18 protein-coding genes are annotated in these 15086 nt (G+C 39.1%); 15 read left to right on the forward strand and 3 right to left on the reverse strand.

Features of this window, described 5'->3' with window-relative positions; genetic code table 11:
• Positions 1 to 11 precede the first annotated feature (11 nt).
• The 9 genes from OL233_RS07370 to dhaQ all read left to right on the forward strand — a co-directional run bounded on the left by OL233_RS07370 (position 12) and on the right by dhaQ (position 6980).
• On the forward strand, positions 12 to 233 hold the full coding sequence (locus OL233_RS07370) for a DUF2829 domain-containing protein (RefSeq protein WP_275471693.1): 222 nt from the start codon (positions 12 to 14) through the stop codon (positions 231 to 233).
• 12 nt (positions 234 to 245) lie between these two features.
• Positions 246 to 1004: a 3-oxoacyl-ACP reductase gene (locus OL233_RS07375; RefSeq protein WP_275471694.1), complete on the forward strand. Its 759-nt coding sequence runs from the start codon at positions 246 to 248 to the stop codon at positions 1002 to 1004.
• Positions 1005 to 1113: 109 nt separating this feature from the next.
• Entirely contained in the window at positions 1114 to 1665 is a 552-nt protein-coding gene (locus tag OL233_RS07380; protein WP_302470570.1) for a QueT transporter family protein, read from the forward strand.
• Positions 1666 to 1762: 97 nt separating this feature from the next.
• Positions 1763 to 2530 (forward strand): hypothetical protein, encoded by a 768-nt coding sequence (locus OL233_RS07385; RefSeq protein WP_275471695.1) that lies wholly within the window; start codon positions 1763 to 1765, stop codon positions 2528 to 2530.
• Between the two features lie 134 nt (positions 2531 to 2664).
• Entirely contained in the window at positions 2665 to 3654 is a 990-nt protein-coding gene (gene dhaK / locus OL233_RS07390; protein WP_275471696.1) for a dihydroxyacetone kinase subunit DhaK, read from the forward strand.
• 32 nt (positions 3655 to 3686) lie between these two features.
• Entirely contained in the window at positions 3687 to 4268 is a 582-nt protein-coding gene (dhaL, locus tag OL233_RS07395) for a dihydroxyacetone kinase subunit DhaL (RefSeq protein ID WP_275471697.1), read from the forward strand.
• Positions 4268 to 4639, forward strand: coding sequence for a dihydroxyacetone kinase phosphoryl donor subunit DhaM (gene dhaM / locus OL233_RS07400; RefSeq protein ID WP_126832012.1), 372 nt, complete (start codon positions 4268 to 4270; stop codon positions 4637 to 4639). The genes dhaL and dhaM overlap by 1 nt, the downstream gene beginning before the upstream one ends.
• 75 nt (positions 4640 to 4714) lie before the next feature.
• Complete coding sequence (locus OL233_RS07405) at positions 4715 to 5851, forward strand: glycerol dehydrogenase (RefSeq protein WP_275471698.1); 1137 nt, start codon at positions 4715 to 4717, stop codon at positions 5849 to 5851.
• 139 nt (positions 5852 to 5990) lie between these two features.
• Entirely contained in the window at positions 5991 to 6980 is a 990-nt protein-coding gene (gene dhaQ, locus OL233_RS07410) for a DhaKLM operon coactivator DhaQ (RefSeq protein WP_275471699.1), read from the forward strand.
• A gap of 48 nt (positions 6981 to 7028) precedes the next feature.
• On the opposite strand, the gene dhaS is transcribed toward dhaQ, so the two are convergent.
• Positions 7029 to 7586 (reverse strand): dihydroxyacetone kinase transcriptional activator DhaS, encoded by a 558-nt coding sequence (dhaS, locus tag OL233_RS07415; protein ID WP_275471700.1) that lies wholly within the window; start codon positions 7584 to 7586, stop codon positions 7029 to 7031.
• 241 nt (positions 7587 to 7827) lie between these two features.
• Here dhaS and OL233_RS07420 point away from each other — a divergent pair, with 241 nt between their 5' ends.
• The 6 genes from OL233_RS07420 (at position 7828) to OL233_RS07445 (ending at position 13097) form a co-directional block, all read left to right on the forward strand.
• Positions 7828 to 8973, forward strand: a complete 1146-nt coding sequence (locus OL233_RS07420; RefSeq protein WP_275471701.1) for a cysteine desulfurase family protein — start codon at positions 7828 to 7830, stop codon at positions 8971 to 8973.
• Between the two features lie 69 nt (positions 8974 to 9042).
• Positions 9043 to 9429, forward strand: coding sequence for a hypothetical protein (locus OL233_RS07425; protein ID WP_275471702.1), 387 nt, complete (start codon positions 9043 to 9045; stop codon positions 9427 to 9429).
• Between the two features lie 4 nt (positions 9430 to 9433).
• On the forward strand, positions 9434 to 9775 hold the full coding sequence (locus OL233_RS07430; protein WP_126832024.1) for a DUF1831 domain-containing protein: 342 nt from the start codon (positions 9434 to 9436) through the stop codon (positions 9773 to 9775).
• Positions 9776 to 9843: 68 nt separating this feature from the next.
• Positions 9844 to 10704 (forward strand): PhzF family phenazine biosynthesis protein, encoded by an 861-nt coding sequence (locus tag OL233_RS07435; RefSeq protein WP_275471703.1) that lies wholly within the window; start codon positions 9844 to 9846, stop codon positions 10702 to 10704.
• Positions 10705 to 10828: 124 nt separating this feature from the next.
• On the forward strand, positions 10829 to 11959 hold the full coding sequence (mnmA, locus tag OL233_RS07440; protein WP_275471704.1) for a tRNA 2-thiouridine(34) synthase MnmA: 1131 nt from the start codon (positions 10829 to 10831) through the stop codon (positions 11957 to 11959).
• A 433-nt stretch (positions 11960 to 12392) separates the two neighbouring features.
• The gene (locus tag OL233_RS07445) at positions 12393 to 13097 is read left to right on the forward strand and encodes an MIP/aquaporin family protein (RefSeq protein ID WP_275471817.1); all 705 of its coding nucleotides are present in this window, start codon (positions 12393 to 12395) and stop codon (positions 13095 to 13097) included.
• 34 nt (positions 13098 to 13131) lie between these two features.
• Here the strand turns inward: OL233_RS07445 and OL233_RS07450 are convergent, their stop codons facing one another.
• Both OL233_RS07450 and OL233_RS07455 read right to left on the reverse strand, forming a co-directional pair.
• Positions 13132 to 13908 carry an acyl-CoA dehydratase activase gene (locus tag OL233_RS07450; RefSeq protein WP_275471705.1) on the reverse strand — a complete coding sequence of 259 codons (777 nt, stop codon included), beginning with the start codon at positions 13906 to 13908 and terminating at the stop codon, positions 13132 to 13134.
• A gap of 5 nt (positions 13909 to 13913) precedes the next feature.
• Positions 13914 to 15071 (reverse strand): double-cubane-cluster-containing anaerobic reductase, encoded by a 1158-nt coding sequence (locus OL233_RS07455; protein WP_275471706.1) that lies wholly within the window; start codon positions 15069 to 15071, stop codon positions 13914 to 13916.
• Positions 15072 to 15086 lie beyond the last annotated feature (15 nt).

The following is a 15086-nucleotide window of genomic DNA, read 5'->3' on the forward strand; positions in this document are numbered from 1 at the left end:
GGCGCACGCAAATGACATTTGAAGAAATTTTACCTCGTTTAAAAGAAGGTGAAAAGATTATTCGTAAAGGTTGGAGTGGGTGTGAAATTGGCGTTATCATTGTAAACGAAGCGGTTTATGAAGGTAAGACAGTGACACCGCACTTTTTAATTCAAACGAGTGATGAAGGGTACTCAATGTTTTCACCAACAGTCTGTGATATTTTAGCAGAAGATTGGCAAGTCGTAGTGTAAAGGAGATAGCAGATGTTAAAGACAGACTTACGAGGAAAAGTAGTCATTATTACAGGTGTGGCTTCAGGGATTGGTGAAGCACAAGCTTTAACTTTTTTAAATGAAGGGGCTTTAGTATGTGGCGTTGATATTGCTTCTTTTGAAAACTTATCTCCTTTATTACAACAGTCGGAGACGTTTTTATTTGTAGAAGGTGATATCTCATTAAGTGAAACTGCAGAAAAAGCAGTGGGGTTAACAGTCGATAAATGGGATGGTATTGATATTTTATTAAATACAGCAGGTATTTTAGACGACTTTACTCCAACACTTGAAACAAGTGAAGAAAAATGGGACCGCATGATGGCCATTAATGTCAAAGGCATGTATCTGATGACAAATATGGCCTTGCCTTTCCTACTTGCCAGTGAAAATAAAGGAGTTGTCGTTAATATGACCTCTATCGCTGGAACGGTTGGCGGTGGTGGCGGTGCAGCTTATACAGCATCGAAACATGCTGTAGTTGGGTACACGAAGCAACTGACCTATGATTATGCTAAGCAAGGTTTGCGAGCAAATGCGATTGCACCAGGCGCGATTAAAACGCCAATGAATGCAGCCGATTTTGAAGGTGACGCGGTAATGGCGAAATGGGTGGCAGAAGAAACGCCAGCGGGACGCTGGGCAGAGGCTCATGAGGTGGCTAACCTTAGTCTATTTTTAGCCAGTTCTCTAGCTGATTACATTCACGGAGCGGTTATCCCAATCGATGGCGGTTGGACAGCAAAATAAAAAAGAAACACAATACGACACTTAGTCCTATAACATAGGCAATCCTTTGGTCGTATTTAATCACTAAAATAGTTTTGAAAGGACTATTTTATAAAGGAGAAAACTAAATATGATAAACAAACAAGAGACAGTGGCGAGTAAAACATTAGAGCAGGAGTCTATTTTGACACCGAAGAGTATGAGTAAAATGGCAATGGTTATGGCCCTATACGTAGTAGTAACAGTGATGATAAGCCCTTTAAGTTATGGCTTTTTGCAAATTCGATTTGCGGAGATGTTCAATTATCTAGCCGTCTATAACAGACGTTACATTGGAGCGGTATCACTAGGTGTGGCCATTGCAAATCTAAATTCACCACTAGGTTTAATAGATGTGGTAGTAGGGAGTCTATCGACCTATGTGGTACTTACGATTATTTACTATGTTACTCGGAAAATGACTTCCGAGCGCAAAAAATTGCTTTGCGTGCCAATTATTTGTAGCTTATCTATGTTTACGATTGCTGCTCAATTGTTTATTTTAGGAGATGCGCCTTTCTGGGTATCTTATTTAACAATTGGAATTGGTGAATTTGTCTCGTTAGCTATCGGTTTAGGTGTTATTTGGTTAATGTCTAATATGACGGATATGAAGAAGATAAAAAAATTGATCCAAGAGTAAAACCATTAAAGTTTGCTTAATTCAAAGAGAATTAGGCAGGCTTTTTTTGTTAGGTCGATTATACTTAGGGGGAATGAGTAGAAAAGGGGGGATAAGGATGGTCGCAGATGACTGTATTGGGTTAAAAAGTCAGTATCCTACAGTGGCTGGTTTATTTGGTGGCAGTCAAATGTTATATTTTGATAATCAATACGGTGTTTTAGATGGGATTTATCACGGTGGCTGTGGCTTGGTTGCAATGGCAGATTATCTCTTATATCGTTCGCAAGTAGAAAAAGACTTAGTGGAGACGTTACCGCTTAGTTTAAAGGGGGGGACACACTCTTTACAGGCCTATCAGAGTTTTCTTGAACAGTTAAGTCTAACGTGTGTGGCACCGCTTAGACGTCCCTTTTATTCCCTTAAACACCGCCCACAAAACGGGGAGTATTTACTAGGAATTCAAGGGTGGCAATTGGCTCGTGGGTTTAAACGCTACTATAGAAGAAACGGGTTATCAGATAGGCACGTTCAATTTTTGAAAATCAAACACTATAAAGAAGATATAGTAGTGATTATTAGAGAGCAACTCAATAAGAATCAGCCTGTGCCTCTTTTAATAGGACCAACAGCAACACAATTTCCAAGAGGATTGAGACGGTTAGGTGGTAAACAAGAGTTAGAGATGTACGAGCTCACGTCAGAAGGGAGAGTTGGTTCTTCTGTGAGTGTCGCCTCCCATTGGGTGACACTTGTTGGAATAGAAGAAATCGAAGGAGATAGTTATTATAGTGTGGCCTCATGGGGAAAAAACTACCTCATAAAAGTAAAGTCAACTTTAAATCTAGCTGATTTTTTCAGTGGTATTTTAAAAATAACGCTCTGAAACCGCACAGTGATGCGGTTTTTAATTTATCACAAATGAAAGCGGACACATTTTAAAATCTGTCCGTTCCAAAGAAAGCCTTTTCACGGTAAGATGTAATCAAGATAAAGATAACAAGAGAGGCGTGGTACTAAATGAAAAAAATTATTAATCAACCAGAAAACGTATTAGATGAAATGTTAAACGGACTTGTTTACACAAACGATAAATTAATCGAACGTGTTGGCGAAAGCGGAATCATTTTAAATAAGAACCTTAAAAAAGGTAAAGTTGGTTTAGTAAGTGGTGGCGGTAGTGGTCACGAACCAGCTCACGCAGGGTTCGTAGGACAAGGAATGTTAGATGCGGCAGTTTGTGGGCCAGTTTTCACATCACCAACACCTGACCAAGTCTTTGAAGCCATTCAAGCAGCGGATCAAGGCGCTGGCGTTTTACTTATTATTAAAAATTATTCAGGCGATGTGATGAACTTTGAAATGGCAAAAGATTTAGCTGAGATGGAAGATATCGAAGTTGAAACGATTATCGTTGATGACGATATTGCAGTTGAAGATAGTACATATACAGCAGGTAAACGTGGGGTTGCGGGAACAGTTCTTGTTCACAAAATCTTAGGTGCAGCAGCTGATAAAGGCGCAAGCTTAGCAGAAGTTAAAGAAATCGCTGATAAGATTGTACCAAATATTAAAACGTTAGGTGTTGCCTTAACAGGAGCGACTGTTCCAGAAGTTGGACATGCAGGCTTCACTTTAGCAGAAGACGAAATCGAATTTGGTGTTGGGATTCACGGCGAACCTGGATACAGAAAAGCTAAAATTGCACCAAGTAAAGAATTAGCAAAAGAAATCGTTGAAAAATTAAAAGGCCAATTCAATTGGGCAAAAGGCGACAAATACGGAGTCTTAGTCAATGGTTTAGGTGGCACACCATTAATGGAACAATTTGTTTTCATGAATGATGTTAAAGCGTTATTGGAAGAAGAAGGATTAGTAATTGAATTCAAAAAAGCTGGCGATTACATGACAGCGATTGATATGCAAGGTCTATCTCTAACAATGGTTCACTTAGAAGAAGACGCTTGGTTAGAAAACTTAGATTACAACGTCACAACAATTGCTTGGTAGAAAGCAAGTTTGAAAGATAGAGGAGAATGATTATGGACGCAACAGCAATTAAAAAATGGTTAGAACTATTCACAGTAAAAGTAAATGAAGAAAAAGCTTATCTAAGCGATTTAGACGGGGCTATCGGTGACGGCGACCACGGTATGAACATGGCTCGTGGTACAACTGAAATGCAAGCGGCTATGGAAGCTAAAAATCCAGAAACACCAGCAGATATCTTCAAATTAGCTGGTATGACACTTGTCAGCAAAGTCGGCGGAGCGTCTGGTCCATTATACGGATCAGCATTCATCGGAATGGCTAAAGCTGCTAAAGATTCAGACGATTTAGTTGAAATCTTAAAAGCAGGTCTTGATGGCATCCAAAAACGTGGGAAAGCTGAAATCGGCGAAAAAACAATGGTCGATACATGGGCACCTGTGATTGCGTCTTTAGAAAATGGCGATTTAACAACTGAAAAAGTTGAAGAGATTGTCGAAGCAACAAAACCTATCTTAGCAACAAAAGGTCGCGCGTCTTACTTAGGCGAACGTTCTGTTGGTCACTTAGATCCAGGAGCTGTTTCAAGCGGCTACTTATTTACAACAATGATTGAAGCGGGGGTAAACGCATAATGGCAGAATTAGGAATGGTCATGGTATCTCACGTACCAGAATTGGTAGCAGGGATTAACCGTTTATTAAACGAAGTAGCAAAAGATGTGTCAATTACCATTGCAGGTGGAACAGATGATAACGAAGTAGGTACAAGCTTCGAGAAAATCAATGAAGCCTTTGAAGCTAACGAAGGGGAAAAAATTCTAGCTTTCTACGATTTAGGAAGTGCGAAAATGAACCTAGAGATGGCAATGGAAGTAGCAGACAAAGAAGTTGTATTATACGATACAGCCTTTGTTGAAAGTGCCTATACAGCAGCGGCTTTGATCCAAGCTGGCGCACCATTTGAAGCGATTGATGAGCAATTACAAGCGCTAAAAGTGAAATAAAAAGTAAGACTAGCAGTATTTAAAATCGGTAATAATAAAATTAACCATATAACTATTAATTAGGAGGAATTTAAAATGAGAAAAGCGTTTATTTGTCCAACAAAATATGTTCAAGGTGAAAATGAATTATTAAACTTAGGTTACTTCGTTAAAACTTTCGGTGAGTCAGCTTTATTAATTGCCCACAAAGATGACATCGCTCGTGTACAAAAACAATTAGATGAAACATCAGCAAAATTCGGTGTTAAATTTATTACAAGTGACTTCAACGGAGAGTGTTCTCGTCAAGAAATCGCTCGCTTACAAGAAGTTGCAAAAGAAAATAAAACAGACTGTATCGTAGGTCTTGGTGGCGGTAAAGCTATCGATACTTCAAAATGTGTGGCTGAAGGTGAACACTTAATCATCGTGCCAACAATTGCTGCAACAGATGCACCAACAAGTCATTCAGCAGTTATGTACACACCAGAAGGCGAATTCGATGACTATGCTTACTTCAAACAAAGCCCAAGCGTTGTTATGGTTGATACAACAATTATCGCTAATGCTCCAACTCGTTTCTTAGTAGCAGGTATGGGTGATGCTTTATCAACAATGTTTGAAGCTCGTGCAACAGCGAACTCATACTCAAACGTTAATGCTGGCTTACCATGTGGTGTATTAACTGGTGAAGCTAAAGGCGCTAAAAATACAATTGCTGCTTACACTATGGCAAAAGTATGTTACGAAACATTATTAGAAAATGGATACAATGCTAAAGTAGCGTGTGACAACAACTTAGTAACACCAGCTTTAGAAAATATTGTTGAAACAAATATCTTACTTTCAGGTTTAGGTTTCGAAAGTAGTGGTCTTGCTGCAATCCATGCTATCCACGATGGTTTAACAGCTTTAGAAGGCACACATCACTTCTTCCACGGTGAAAAAGTAGCTTTCAGTACAATTTGCCAATTAGTCTTAGAAAATGCTGATACTGAAGAATTATACGAAGTGTTAGACTTCTGCTTATCAATCGGTTTACCAGTATGTCTTGCTGATATCGGTGTTGAGTCAATCACATTTGAAGAAGCTATGGAAGTTGCTGAAAAAGCATGTATCCCTGAAGAATCAATTCATTCAATGCCATTCCCTATTGAAGTTGAAGCAGTAGCATCAGCTATCATGGCAGCAGATAAAATTGGTAGTGACTACAAAAAAGCGCAATTAGCTTAGTCCTTTCTAATAATCATCCTTTAAAACCAACGTTTTAGAGGATGATTTTTTTTTATCTCAAAAGGTACGAATTAAACTGCTGATTTATGTTAAACTAGCAGTAATAAATCGTAAATAGATAAAAGTTGGAGTGCGTGAGATGAAAAAGATAATGAACCGAGCGGACGATACGGTAAGTCAATTACTAAATAGTATCGCTTTTGCTTATGATGATAAATTAAAAAGAATTCCACAAACAGGAATTATTGTAAGTCAAAAAATGGCTGCAAATAAAGTAGCGGTGATAAGCGGTGGTGGGACAGGTCATGAACCTGCTCACTCAGGCTACGTTGGTGAAGGCATGTTGAGTGCGAGTATCAATGGGCCAATCTTCATCCCGCCAGCTGTTAATGAAATTGTTCAAGCTATCGAATTAGCGGATCAAGGTCAAGGCGTTTTATTGGTAGTGAAGAACTTCGAAGCCGATGTAGCAAACTTTTTAGCGGCAGAAGAATTGGCAACAAAACAAGGTCACGATGTGGACCATGTGATTGTTAATGACGATTGCTCCATTGAAAAAAGCAATTTCAAAAAGCGCCGTCGTGGTGTGGCTGGAACAGTATACGTTCATAAGATTTTAACCGCAGCCGCAGGTGAGGGGAAATCATTAGACGAGTTAGTGACATTAGGTGATGACGTGATTGCAAGTATGAATACACTAGGGGTTGCGTTAGCGCCAGGAACGATTCCTGGAACAAGTCAAACACAGTTTTCTATCGGAGAGAATGAAATTTCATTTGGAATTGGAATTCACGGTGAAGCAGGTTACCGAGTGGAGCCGTTAGAATCGTCAGAGCAATTAGCGAATGAATTAATCAATAAATTAAAAACGCACTACAACTGGAAACGTGGGATGAAGTTAGCGATTTTAGTGAATGGATTAGGGGCAACCCCTCAGATGGAATTACACGTTTTTGCCAATGATGTGAGACGTTTGTTGATGCTTGAAGAAGTAGATGTTTGCTTCAAAAAAGTCGGAAATTACATGACATCAATTGATATGGCAGGCGTATCTCTGACTTTCTTGGAATTGAAAGAAGAACAGTGGTTAACCTATTTAAATACACCAGTATCAACATACGGTTGGTAATATAAAAAAGCACATGTTGTTTTCTAATTAGGAAACGAACGTGTGCTTTTAATGATTTAACAAGCCGTGGATGGCTTGTTCTAATAGTAAGGCTGTTTGGCCGGCTAACTCTTCAGGTGGTGTTTTACATCCTGTTAAAATCCATTCTTTTGTGATGCCCACGAAGGCATGACTGAAAAATTCGGAACTAAATACTAAACTGTCTTCGGTTTTAACGATCCCCTGTTGGGTAGCTATATCCGTTATAATTGTTTTTAAAAGTTCCTGAGTGTGTTGGAAAAAATAATGGTCAAAAGAATTTTGTTCCGAAACAGCTAAAGCGTTTCGATAGAAAATTTGATTGTTATAAAAATAATCGAGTATTCGTAAAATAACTTTATCCCATTCCTCATAATCTAGGAAATCACTAATATTTTCAGTGATGTCTTGCTGATAGGTCCAACCAAGTAGCTCATATTTATCTTGGAAGTGATTATAAAACGTTTGTCGTCTAATCTCGGCTTCTTCCATAATCTGGCTGATGGATACTTTTTGAAAGGGTGTCGTTTGCATGACCTTTTTCAGTGAATACGCAATTACTTTTTTTGTAATTAATGATTCTTGCATGATGCTACCCCCTCTATAATCTCTTGGTTATTATAACACGTTGCTTGTGATAGGAGAAAGGTAAAACGTGCCGAAAGATTATGTTGTTATTTTAAAATACGTTGGAAATAATACAAAAAGTAATAAAAACATAGGACTTAATTTTAATACTTAAAAAGGGCCTAGCCTTTTGAAACTCCGTGGGACATAGGGTATACTAACAAGTATTAAGTGATTATAAATTCAGGAAGAAGTGAAGACAATGGCGACGATTTATTTAGATAATAGTGCCACCACACCGATGCATCCTATTGTAATAGAAAAAATGACACACGCGATGACAACATTCTACGGGAATCCCTCAAGTGTCCATCATTTAGGCAGAGACAGCCATGCTCAGTTAACGAAGGCACGTCAACAACTTGCTAAAAGTATACAGGCTAAAGAAGATGAGATTATTTTGACTAGTGGCGGGACAGAAGGCGATAACACCGCTATTTTTCAAACGGCACGTTTACGTCAGGCTCTTGGAAAACATATCATAACATCTAGTGTCGAACATCCAGCTGTTTTAAGTTGTATGGCACGATTAGCTGAAGAAGGATTTGATATTACCTATTTACCTGTGACTATTAAAGGTGAACTGAGCGTTAGCCAAGTCGCGGAAGCATTAAGAGACGATACTATTTTAGTTTCTCTTATGTGGACGAATAACGAAACGGGTGTGATGTTTCCGATTAAAGAAGTAGCTGACTTACTCCAAGAGCATCAGGCTTATTTCCACACGGATGCTGTTCAAGCTTATGGGATTGAAGAGATAGATGTTACAGAATGTCCCGTTGATCTACTAAGTGTCAGTGGCCATAAAATCAACGGACCAAAAGGAACCGGCTTTTTATATATGAAATCAGACCTATCCCTTCCATCATTTATGGTTGGCGGTGACCAGGAAGAGAAGCGTCGTGCTGGAACGGAGAACCTACCAGGTATCATAGGATTGGCAGAAGCTACGACTCTTTTGACACCATCAGAAAAAAGGGATCGACAAACCCGTTACCTTGATTTTCAAAAAAGGATTGTCAATCGCTTGGAATCAGAAGATATTAATTTTGAAGTCAACGGTCAAGCGTCACATAAATCGGCTCATATTTTAAATCTATGGTTCAAAGGTATTTCAAGTAATATGTTATTGATGCACCTCGACCTAAAAGGGGTTGCCATTTCAATTGGTTCGGCTTGTACAGCGGGTACGATTAAACCTTCCCATGTTTTAGAAGCGATGGATGAAGTGGGGTGTCAACGCGCAACCGAGTCCGTTCGATTAAGTTTTGGCTACAGTAATACGCCAGAAGAGATAACAGAATTTTTAGATATACTGATTCCTATTTTAAAGCGTTTGGCTAAGTAAAATAACATAGACGAGGAAAGCCTTTATTAGTATAATGATAAAGAAGACAAATAAAGGTGGACATAAGGAATGCCAATAGGTTTAGTTGTTAAACTTCTTAAAGTCTTATTTAAGAAGAAAAAAACAAAAGGAAAGCAAAGTCCTTTAAATCGCTGGTTGATGGAAAAGGCATTAGTGTCTTTATTGCCACGTAGTGTGCGCAAGCAATTAAAATCAGCAGAAGATATTAAAGAGATTGTGTTTCCTCATAAAGAAACAAAGTGGGAAAAGTTACAAAAAGGGTTGTTTCCAACGAAAAAGCAACACAATCAAGCTAAACTTCAAGAGCAACTTGGAAAAATTAGTGGCGGTAGATTAGGCAATAAGGATGCCGAAAAGATGACAACCAGTGAGGGGATGGCTATTATGAAGAGTATTGCCCAAGCTGTTTTAACTTTAAAAAAGAAAGAAGGATAACACGATGAAAAAAGAAGCAACAGTATTAGGATGCCCAGTAAGCTATAGATTAACTGAAACAACTAAAAAATATACATTACGAGATAATGGGTTTCAAGAAACAAATGCCGGAAACTTCCAATTAGTTCGTCCGTTAGATGCAACGCCTCAAAGTAAACAAGGCTTTAAATTAAAAATTACAGTGTCTAAAGACATTGACGCTATGAAAATGTCAGTAACAACTGCAAATGGTTTAAAAGCAGTGGATATCTTCAAGAACGAGAGCTTTAAAATGAATCAAGATAAATTCTATTTCTTAATGGACGGTATGATTGACCGTGGCTGTTTTGAAAAAGTAGAAGGTTAACCTGTTAAACTCCTAAAGACTACGTATGTGGCCTTGGGAGTTTTTTTATCTAGAAAAGGAGGGGTAGCATGTTAGATCGAGTAAAGAAAGTGGCTGTATTTACAACAGCACCTACAAAAGGAAATCCAGCTGGCGTGGTACTAAATGCGGATGAGTTAAGTAGTGCCGAAATGCAAGGGATTGCGAAAAAGGTTGGCTTAAGTGAGACTGTCTTTTGTTTGAAAAGTGAGCAATCGAGGTTGCGTCTACGCTTTTTTATGCCAGACAAAGAAACACCGTTATGTGGACATGGAACAATAGGGGCAGTGTGGTTGTTTCTTAAAGAGAGGGACAACCTTGTTTCCCAAACTATTACGGTGGAAACAAAAGCAGGGCAATTAAGTCTTAACTATGATGAGCTAACAGAGGAATTGACGATGTCGCAGTGCCCGTATCAGAGTCACCCTTTTAAGGAAGATAGAGCAGCGTTATGCCAAGTCTTAGGGATTTCTGAAACTGATTTATCAGAAGAGTTGCCTTTGGAATACGGGTCAACAGGAGTTTGGACACTACTGGTTCCTGTTAAAAAGGCTGAACTACTTGGCAAGATGCAAGCTGACAATCAACTGTTTCCCGACGTATTAACCGATTATCCTTATGCCTCCATCCATCCGTATGCACCAAGTCAGAAAGATGGTATCGACTATGAAGCGAGGCATTTTTCTAGTGCGACTGCGGGAGTAAAAGAGGATCCAGTAACAGGGACAGCATCTGGGAGTATGGTTGGGGCGCTAGCTAACTCTAATAAATTGGACCAACTAGAGTTGACGATAGAGCAAGGCGCGTCACTTGGAAAAGCAGGGTTGGTTAGAGCTTGCGCTTTAAATAATCAATCAACTGGTGAGTACGCTATTAGTATTTCAGGACGGTGTTGTTTAGGTGATTTTTAAAATAAATCGACTTTCTGAGGCAAAGAGATGAAAAATAACACAAAAGAGTCTATAATAGAAAAGACTGAAATCCGACCTTCAAATCGTAGTAATTTCAGAATCTGAAAGAAATGATGGTGTATGTATGACAACTGATAACAGTAAAATCAGAGTAGTAGTAGGAATGAGTGGCGGCGTAGATTCGTCAGTAACAGCCTTACTTTTAAAAGAGCAAGGGTATGATGTAGTAGGAATCTTCATGAAAAATTGGGACGATACTGACGATAATGGGGTATGTACTGCAACAGAAGACTACAAAGATGTGGCGAAAGTGGCAGACCAAATCGGAATTCCATATTACTCAGTAAACTTTGAGAAAGAATATTGGGACCGTGTGTTTGAATATTTCTTAGATGAATACAAACGTGGCAGAACGCCAAATCCTGATGTTATGTGTAACAAAGAAATTAAATTCAAAGCCTTTTTAGACTATGCGATGGAATTAGGTGCTGATTACGTGGCAACAGGGCATTACGCTCAAGTTGTTCGTGATGAAGATGGCCGTTCTCGCATGTTGCGTGGCGTAGACAATAATAAAGACCAAACGTATTTCTTAAGTCAATTGTCACAAGAGCAATTGTCTAAAACAATGTTCCCACTTGGTCATTTAGAAAAACCAGTGGTACGTGAGTTAGCAGAAAAAGCTGGACTTGCGACAGCGAAGAAAAAAGATTCAACCGGTGTTTGCTTTATCGGTGAGAAAAATTTCAAAGAATTCTTAGGCAAATACTTACCAGCTAAACCAGGTAAAATGGTGACAGAAGATGGCGAAGTAAAAGGCGATCACGGTGGCTTGATGTATTATACAATCGGGCAACGTCAAGGTCTAGGAATCGGTGGCGGTGGTAAAACACAAGAGCCCTGGTTTGCTATTGGTAAAGATTTAAAAACAAATACTTTATATGTTGGACAAGGCTTCCATCATCCGACTCTTTATTCGACTCATTTAGAAACAAGTGGTGTTCATTTCACATTTGATGAAAAACGCCCTACTGAATTTAAATGCACAGCGAAATTCAGATACCGTCAAACAGATACAGGGGTTACCGTTCGCTTTACAAATGAGGAACAAACTGAAGCGGTTGTGACGTTTGATGAACCCGTTCGTGCGATTACACCAGGACAAGCCGTTGTCTTCTATGATGGTGGTGAATGTTTAGGTGGCGGGACAATTGACCGTGCGTTCTATAATGAAGAAGAGCGTCAGTATATCTAAATTAACTTTAAAACTTCTTTCTTAAGCGAGAAAGAAGTTTTTTTATTTTTCACAAAAATAACAGGTTTTATGATGAAAAAGTAAGCGTTTTATGAGATAATATAGGCGTGGTATGAATGAGTTTAAAGCGTAAAGCCCACTCTCAATAAAGGTCAGTTATTATTACTATTATAAGAATAGGAGTGGAACTCAAACATGTCGACGACTTGTGATAGGAGTGTGATAAAATCTGCTAGATAAATCGGCTCACCATCAATAAGTATCTCAAAAGATAGTCGGTTAAACTATCTGAAAGAACAGTCTCTTTTTTGAGTATCTACTAGTTATATATGGCTAACTTTATTATTACAAAAAATAATTAGTCGATCGTTCGATGTTGTAGGGCAATGCAGCAGAGAGCAGACCAAAGGAGAGAATCAGTGTGAACGGAAATATGTTACAGATTTTTAGTGAATTTTTTGGAACAGCTATTTTAATTTTATTAGGGGACGGGGTTTGTGCCGCCGTCAATTTAAAGAAGAGTAAAGCAGAAGCATCAGGTTGGATTGTGATTGCAATGGGATGGGCAACAGCCGTAACGATTGCCGTTTATTTCTCAGGCTTTATGGGACCTGCGCATTTAAACCCAGCGGTAACGATTGGGAATGCTGTAGCAGGCAACTTGGAGTGGAATTTAGTTTTACCATTTATTATCGCACAAGTATTAGGTGGGATTGTCGGAGCAGGATTAGTGTGGGCGATGTATCTACCACATTGGGCTGAAACAAAAGATCAAGGTGCTATTCTTGGTACATTTGCAACAGGACCTGCGATTAGACATTATCCAGCCAACTTACTATCAGAAATTATCGGGACATTTGTACTCGTGTTTGGTTTACTAGCCATGACACAACATCAATTTGCTGATGGCGTTAACCCAATGGCAGTTGGCGTTTTAATCTTAGCAATTGGGTTGTCACTGGGTGGGGCGACAGGATATGCAATCAACCCAGCTCGTGACTTAGGGCCGCGTATTGCACATCAGTTGTTACCAATTGCAGGAAAAGGACCATCTGACTGGGCGTATTCATGGGTACCAGTAGTTGGACCAGTCATTGGTGCAGTGATTGCAGCAGGAGTATTTGGTTTAATTGTATAGATGAAAAAAGCACTAGCTTAGGCTAGTGCTTTTTTTATGCGTTTAATTTTTTGTGGCCTAATCGAGCTGCACCAATTGCGCCAGCGTACTGAGCAAGTGGGTCAGTGACAACCTCAGTATCAAGATGTTCACTTAAAATAGCACGGATTTCATCACTTTGGGCTAAGCCTCCTGATAGAAAGACAGGTTGGTCTCTTTTATAACCAAGTTTAACTAATTGATTGCTAATGCGTTGAACAATTGAAGTCAATACGCCTTTAGCTATAGCTGACCTGTCTTCACCTTGTGCGACTAAACTAATGACTTCAGATTCAGCAAAAACAGTACACATGCTATTAATTTTGACAGGAGTAGCACCTTTAACGAAGGCATCTAAATTTTCAATATCTTCGCCTAATGTCCGCATTAATACCTCAACAAAACGGCCAGTACCCGCTGCGCATTTATCGTTCATATTAAAATCGGAGACGCCCCCTTTTTTATTAAGGGTAATGGTTTTACAGTCTTGACCGCCAATATCAATCAGTTGTGTCGCACTTGGAAGTAAATAGTGTACACCAGCAGCGTGGCACGAGATTTCAGTGATGCAAGTCGCTTCTTCTAAAAGTTTTCGTCCGTATCCAGTTGTTATAATTGGAAGAGTAGTTGTGTCTTCTGGTGGTAAGACACCAAGTAACCCATTTTTTATCGTGGTCATGGCGTGTCGGGGGTCGCCTGCTGTAGGAACGAGTAACTGATGACAGATAGTTTCACCGTCATACAACACGCCTTTTGTCGTAGTAGACCCACTATCAATGCCGATAATATACATCAAATTTAACCTCCAATCATCTCAATAAAGGCCGTACAGCGTGTATTGATTTGTTCGATATCAGAAGTAGAATAATCGGTTTCTAGATACATATAAGGCACGTCTTTTTCTTCTTGGCAGAAGCGTTTGATTTTTAATGACTCAAGAGCAAAGGGATGACAAGCTTGTAATACCATATCAATCACACCGTCAACTTGATACTCATCAATCATCGTATCAAGTAAATCAATTCGAGTTTGGTTGTTAGACATACAAGCACACCCAATATCTAAATATTTTTCAGTTAAAGCATCATAATTTTCTTTATCTTCATCCACTAAACGTTCAACAGCTTTGGCAACTGTACAATTTTCATAGGCAACGATGATGCCGCCGTTATCTTCTACAGCACGAATGACTTTTTCTGTAACACCGCCAATAGGTGAGCCGGTAATTAAAATACGAGGTTTAGCATCCAATCGTTTGCCAGCAGCATAATCTGCTTTTACTTTTTCAGTTATGCCATCTAGACGGTCAATTAGATCTGCTTTATCTAAAGTATACTGAGCACCGTACATCACTTTAAAAATTTCTTCTCCGGTTAAAGCAGGGGGATTTAACTTGCCTAGAGAATAAAAATCCTTTTTAGCTTGTCGTTCTTTATTTTTAAAAATAATAGCATCGTGAATGGCTTCTTCTGTAATCGTGACATTTAGAAAGTCTTCTAGTTTTTCCTTATAGCGGATAATTTCATCACGCCATAATGCAATACTTGCGGGAGTGTCTCGCTTATTAGGGAGGTGCATGATATAGCAAGGTTTAAAATCAGCCATGTATTCATACATTTTTTTCTTACCATCACAAGTCGTTTCACCAACAACTAAATCTGAAAAGTAGAAATAAGGGCACTTATCGGTTTTACCAAAGCCGTAACTTGATTTAATTAACGGACAAAGATTGCGAGGGAGATCTTCTTCAGCTGCGCTGATGGTTTCATCCGAAGTGGAGCATAAACTGATTTGTAGCGCACCGGCAGCCATCGCAAGTTCTTCAGGTAAAAATGTACAATAAGCACCGATAATCGGGACACCTTTTTCTTTAAGATCCTTCACTGCTAAAAAGCTTTGTTTTCTTGCCTCACCGAAGTCATTAAAAATGGCAGGCAATTCGGTAATAATTTCCATAATAAACCTCCTAAT

The organism is Vagococcus proximus, assembly GCF_029143285.1.
GTDB lineage: Bacteria > Bacillota > Bacilli > Lactobacillales > Vagococcaceae > Vagococcus_D > Vagococcus_D proximus.

Bases quoted from the DNA above. Each gene is read 5' to 3' on its own strand.
- OL233_RS07370 (WP_275471693.1), top strand. From the start codon at position 12: ATGACATTTGAAGAAATTTTACCTCGTTTAAAAGAAGGTGAAAAGATT.
- OL233_RS07375 (WP_275471694.1), top strand. From the start codon at position 246: ATGTTAAAGACAGACTTACGAGGAAAAGTAGTCATTATTACAGGTGTG.
- OL233_RS07380 (WP_302470570.1), top strand. From the start codon at position 1,114: ATGATAAACAAACAAGAGACAGTGGCGAGTAAAACATTAGAGCAGGAG.
- OL233_RS07385 (WP_275471695.1), top strand. From the start codon at position 1,763: ATGGTCGCAGATGACTGTATTGGGTTAAAAAGTCAGTATCCTACAGTG.
- dhaK (WP_275471696.1), top strand. From the start codon at position 2,665: ATGAAAAAAATTATTAATCAACCAGAAAACGTATTAGATGAAATGTTA.
- dhaL (WP_275471697.1), top strand. From the start codon at position 3,687: ATGGACGCAACAGCAATTAAAAAATGGTTAGAACTATTCACAGTAAAA.
- dhaM (WP_126832012.1), top strand. From the start codon at position 4,268: ATGGCAGAATTAGGAATGGTCATGGTATCTCACGTACCAGAATTGGTA.
- OL233_RS07405 (WP_275471698.1), top strand. From the start codon at position 4,715: ATGAGAAAAGCGTTTATTTGTCCAACAAAATATGTTCAAGGTGAAAAT.
- dhaQ (WP_275471699.1), top strand. From the start codon at position 5,991: ATGAAAAAGATAATGAACCGAGCGGACGATACGGTAAGTCAATTACTA.
- dhaS (WP_275471700.1), bottom strand. From the start codon at position 7,586: ATGCAAGAATCATTAATTACAAAAAAAGTAATTGCGTATTCACTGAAA.
- OL233_RS07420 (WP_275471701.1), top strand. From the start codon at position 7,828: ATGGCGACGATTTATTTAGATAATAGTGCCACCACACCGATGCATCCT.
- OL233_RS07425 (WP_275471702.1), top strand. From the start codon at position 9,043: ATGCCAATAGGTTTAGTTGTTAAACTTCTTAAAGTCTTATTTAAGAAG.
- OL233_RS07430 (WP_126832024.1), top strand. From the start codon at position 9,434: ATGAAAAAAGAAGCAACAGTATTAGGATGCCCAGTAAGCTATAGATTA.
- OL233_RS07435 (WP_275471703.1), top strand. From the start codon at position 9,844: ATGTTAGATCGAGTAAAGAAAGTGGCTGTATTTACAACAGCACCTACA.
- mnmA (WP_275471704.1), top strand. From the start codon at position 10,829: ATGACAACTGATAACAGTAAAATCAGAGTAGTAGTAGGAATGAGTGGC.
- OL233_RS07445 (WP_275471817.1), top strand. From the start codon at position 12,393: ATGTTACAGATTTTTAGTGAATTTTTTGGAACAGCTATTTTAATTTTA.
- OL233_RS07450 (WP_275471705.1), bottom strand. From the start codon at position 13,908: ATGTATATTATCGGCATTGATAGTGGGTCTACTACGACAAAAGGCGTG.
- OL233_RS07455 (WP_275471706.1), bottom strand. From the start codon at position 15,071: ATGGAAATTATTACCGAATTGCCTGCCATTTTTAATGACTTCGGTGAG.